Genomic DNA, 3,797 nt, shown 5'->3' with positions numbered 1-3,797 from the left:
CGGCACCCCCAGATGGGCATACGAGCCACCCCCCACCCTTCTGAAGGCACCGCGGGCGTCGTCAGCCAGCAGAACAGGCGACAGATGCGGGCCCGCAACGAACCCGCAACGAAAAGGGGCAGAGGCAGGGGCAGGAGGTGCAGAAGCGCGGTGGCCGCTGTGTCAGCGTTCGCGTAGCTCGTCCCGCCAGTCCATAGGCTCCTCGGACGCGTCCTCGTTCGGGGTGACCGCCCCGGTGGTCCGTGCGGGTGTGGTCCGCGTGGAGTCGGGCTCCATCGACCCGGTGCGCACCGCCGGCAGCGACTCCTCGCGCCCGGCCGACGGCCCCTCGAGCGAGTTAGGGCCGGGGCCGAACCACTGCACCGCGCGGGCGCGGCGCACGATCCGCTCCAGGCGCCGGGCGTACCAGCGGAACAGCAGCACCGACAGCAGGAACGCCACCACGCCGCCCACCAGCAGCGTCAGCCCGAGGGTGGTGTAGTCCTGCTCCGAGCGCAGCACCAGCGTGATCAGCAGCACGGCCGCGCCGGCCACCGCCGCGAGGATCCCCAGGGCGAAGAGGGACGCGGCACCCAGTGAACGCGCCAGGGATGGCCCCGCCGACTGCACCTGCAGACCGCTGCGCAGCGGGATGCCCCGCCCCAACTGCCCCGGCCGGTTCACCGCCCAGGACAGCATCGCGCGATCCCGCCGCCTGGTCGCCACCGCGCCGATCACCGCCGACGCCGCCACGGTGCTCACCAGGGCGGCCGCCAGCTCAGGAACCCCCTCCGGCGTGCTGGTCAGCCCCTGGACATCGGCCCGCATGCTCAGCAGCACGATCCCCACGAAGCATGCCAGCGCCCCCACCAGCAGCACGCCCTCCAGCACGCGCAGCGGGGTCTGGCGCGCCTCCCGTTCGGCACGCGCGGCGTCCTCCAGCTCCCCGGGCACGGGATCAGTGCCCTCCATCAGCACCACCCGGCGCTCATCGGCCAGCCGCTCCACGAAGGCATCCGGGTCGTCCACGGCCCGCAGCGAGGGTGCGTAGCGTGCCCGCTGAGCCGGCGAGAGCCACGCCGTCATCACCGCGGCATCGGCCGTGGCCCGTTCGTCCGGCAGCAGATCCGCCCGCACCAGCTCTCGCACGCGCGTCGCCGTCCGAGGAAGGGCGAAAGGACCGACCCGGCGCAGCGGATCGGGCTGCTGGTGCCGCCCCACGCTCACGCGAACCACTCCCACGGCGGGCCCGCCTGCAGCAGCAGCACGAACACGATCGTCACCACCACCACGGCGATCAGTGCCGCCGGGATGGGCCTGCGCACGGCGAACGCCGCCAGGGACTCGATCAGCCCGCGGCCGTCCTCCTGCCGCAGCCGCCACGTGTCCCCCAGCATCTGCTGCTTCTCAGCCCACCGCTCGAAGGGCACCGTCAGGTACGGCACCACCGCACTGGCCAGGCCCATCAGCACACGCCCCAGGCCCCAGCGTTGGTCCACCCCGATCAGCACCGTGGTCACGCAGTACGCCAGGAACACGAACCCGTGCAGACCGCCCGCCACGCGCACCGCCGCATCAGCAGTCTCCCCGAGCCGCAGCAGGTACTTCCCGATCATGGCGGCGATCAGCAGCGTCCAGGTGATCACCTCGGCGATCGCGACGAGACGGTACAGGCGGGGAGGGTTCCACATGCGCGACATGATCCCAGACCGGCACGCCCGCGTGCACATCGGCGGGGCCACGTTGCGCCCGGCCCACACGATGTGCACCACCCCGCAGCCGGACGCGATACTGACCGGATGACTCCTGCCGCCACCACCGACCCCGTCCGCACCGTGGCCGTCGTCGGCGCTGGGCCGCGCGGGACAGCGGTCGTCGAACGCCTGGTGGCCGCCTCGAACGCCCCGGGCTGGCAGGGCTTCGGACCGGACAGCGGCGGGCCCCTTGTCGTCCACCTGATCGACCCGTACGTCGGCATGGGCGGCTCGGTGTGGCGGCACGACCAGTCCGAGGTGCTGCTGATGAACACCACCACCTGCCAGACCACCATGTACCCGGATGCCTCGTGCCACGCCGCGCTGCCTACCACGCGCACCACCACCCTCGCCGAGCACCTCGCCGCCGAAGGGCTGGGTCCGGCCGACTTCGCCTCCCGCGCCGCCCACGGCCGCTACCTCGCCCACGTGCTGGAGACCGCTGAGGCCGACGCCGACCCCGCCCGGCTGCGGATCGTGCGCCACCGCGCCGAGGCGGTCGACGTGGCCGGCCCGCCCGACGGGCCCCAGCGGGTGCGGCTCGACGACGGCCGTGTGCTGACCGCCGACGCCGTGGCCCTGGCCCTCGGCCACCTCGCCACCGCGCCCGCACCGCGCTCCCTGCAGTACGCCGAGGCGGCGCGTCGCCACGGCCTGGTGCACCTGGGGCCGGCCAACCCCCTCAAGGTGGACTACGGGGCCCTGCTGGGCCGCGAGGCCGTGGCCGTGCAGGGCATGGGCCTGAACTTCTACGACGCTATCGGGATGCTCACCCACCTCGCCGGCGGCCGCTTCGAGGAGGCCGGCGGGCCCGATGCGCCGCCCTCGGGCCTGCGCTACCTGCCCGGCGGAGCAGAGCCGCTGCTGGTGGTCGGCTCCCGCTCCGGGATGGTGTACCGCCCCAAGCCCGACCTCAGCCCCGCCATGCCCGAGCCGTACACCCCGCAGGTGCTCACCAGCGAGCGCGTGCTCGAGCTGGCGGTGCGCCCGGCTGGCGTCGACCACGAGCGGGACGTGATGCCGCTGATGCTGGCCGAGCTGCGTCGCGCGCTGCGGGACGTCGGCGCCACCGAGCTCGCCGACGACGAGGCCATCATGCGCCTGCTGTTCCCCTTCGGTCGCCGCGGTGGCCCCATCGACCACGCCCACCAGCGCACCCGCGACGTGCTGCGGGACGCACTGCGCGCCGCCACCGCGCCCGATCCGGCCTGGCTGGCGGTGTACCGGGCACTGATCGCCCTGCGCATCCAGGTGAACCGCCTCCAGGACCTCGGCGCCTACACCACCGAGTCCGTGCGCGCCGACATCGACGGCCACCTGCGCAACGCCTTCGCCTCCTGGGCCTCCGGGCCGCCCGTTCAGCGGGTGCGGCAGCTGCTGGCACTGGAGGAGGCCGGCCTGGTGCGCTTCATCGGCCCCGGCATGCGCATCGACATCGACGAGCAGGCCGGGCGCTTCCTGGTCCACGCCGGCACCGGCACCGCCACCGACCCTGCCGTGCGGTGCGACGGCGTGCTGGAGGCTCATCTGCCGGCGGTGGACCTGCCCGCCTACCGCTCCTCCCTGATCGGCGCCTGGCGCGAGCGAGGAGAGGTGCAGAAGGACTCCTGGGCCTCCCGCGGCTCCCGGCGCCGGGTGCCGACCGGATCGATCGCGGTGGAGGGACTGTACGCGCCCATCGGCACCGACGGCACCGTGTACGAGAGGCGACTGCTGATCGGGGTGCCCGTCACCACCGCCCAGCCCGGCTCCGCGATCACCGCCGAGCCCGGCACCGGCGCCCAGCTGCTGCGACACGCCGAAGCGGTCGCCCTGCGGCTGGCCCGGGCCGGGGGAGCACTGCCCCGGGCCTGAGCACGGCGGCCCCGCACCATCGGCGAGCCCGGAAGGGAGGATCCCTGGCACGATGGAGCCATGCCTGCTCACACCGCCCCCGCGCCTGCGCTACCTGCCCGGCGGAGCAGAGCCGCTGCTGGTGGTCGGCTCCCGCTCCGGGATGGTGTACCGCCCCAAGCCCGACCTCAGCCCCGCCATGCCCGAGCCGGACACCCCGCAGGTGCTCAC

The 3,797-nt window shown here is 74.1% G+C and carries 3 protein-coding genes; 1 reads left to right on the top strand and 2 read right to left on the bottom strand.

Translation table 11 applies throughout. The annotated features are described in order from the left end of the window. Nucleotides 1–162: 162 nt before the first annotated feature. Together IOE58_RS13980 and IOE58_RS13975 are read right to left on the bottom strand one after the other, a co-directional pair. The gene (locus IOE58_RS13980; protein ID WP_193866958.1) at nucleotides 163–1,128 is read right to left on the bottom strand and encodes a hypothetical protein; all 966 of its coding nucleotides are present in this window, start codon (nucleotides 1,126–1,128) and stop codon (nucleotides 163–165) included. 74 nt (nucleotides 1,129–1,202) lie between these two features. After that, nucleotides 1,203–1,670 carry a DUF3817 domain-containing protein gene (locus IOE58_RS13975; RefSeq protein ID WP_311199693.1) on the bottom strand — a complete coding sequence of 156 codons (468 nt, stop codon included), beginning with the start codon at nucleotides 1,668–1,670 and terminating at the stop codon, nucleotides 1,203–1,205. Nucleotides 1,671–1,778: 108 nt separating this feature from the next. Here IOE58_RS13975 and IOE58_RS13970 point away from each other — a divergent pair, with 108 nt between their 5' ends. Beyond that, nucleotides 1,779–3,587 (top strand): FAD/NAD(P)-binding protein, encoded by a 1,809-nt coding sequence (locus IOE58_RS13970; protein WP_193866956.1) that lies wholly within the window; start codon nucleotides 1,779–1,781, stop codon nucleotides 3,585–3,587. Nucleotides 3,588–3,797: the final 210 nt, after the last annotated feature.

The sequence above is a fragment of the Brachybacterium epidermidis genome (assembly GCF_015209585.1).
Taxonomy (GTDB): domain Bacteria; phylum Actinomycetota; class Actinomycetes; order Actinomycetales; family Dermabacteraceae; genus Brachybacterium; species Brachybacterium epidermidis.
Note: the sequence above shows the minus strand (reverse complement) of the source record. Positions and strands in the feature narration are given on the sequence as shown.

Bases quoted from the DNA above. Each gene is read 5' to 3' on its own strand.
- IOE58_RS13975 (WP_311199693.1), bottom strand. From the start codon at position 1,670: ATGTGGAACCCTCCCCGCCTGTACCGTCTCGTCGCGATCGCCGAGGTG.
- IOE58_RS13970 (WP_193866956.1), top strand. From the start codon at position 1,779: ATGACTCCTGCCGCCACCACCGACCCCGTCCGCACCGTGGCCGTCGTC.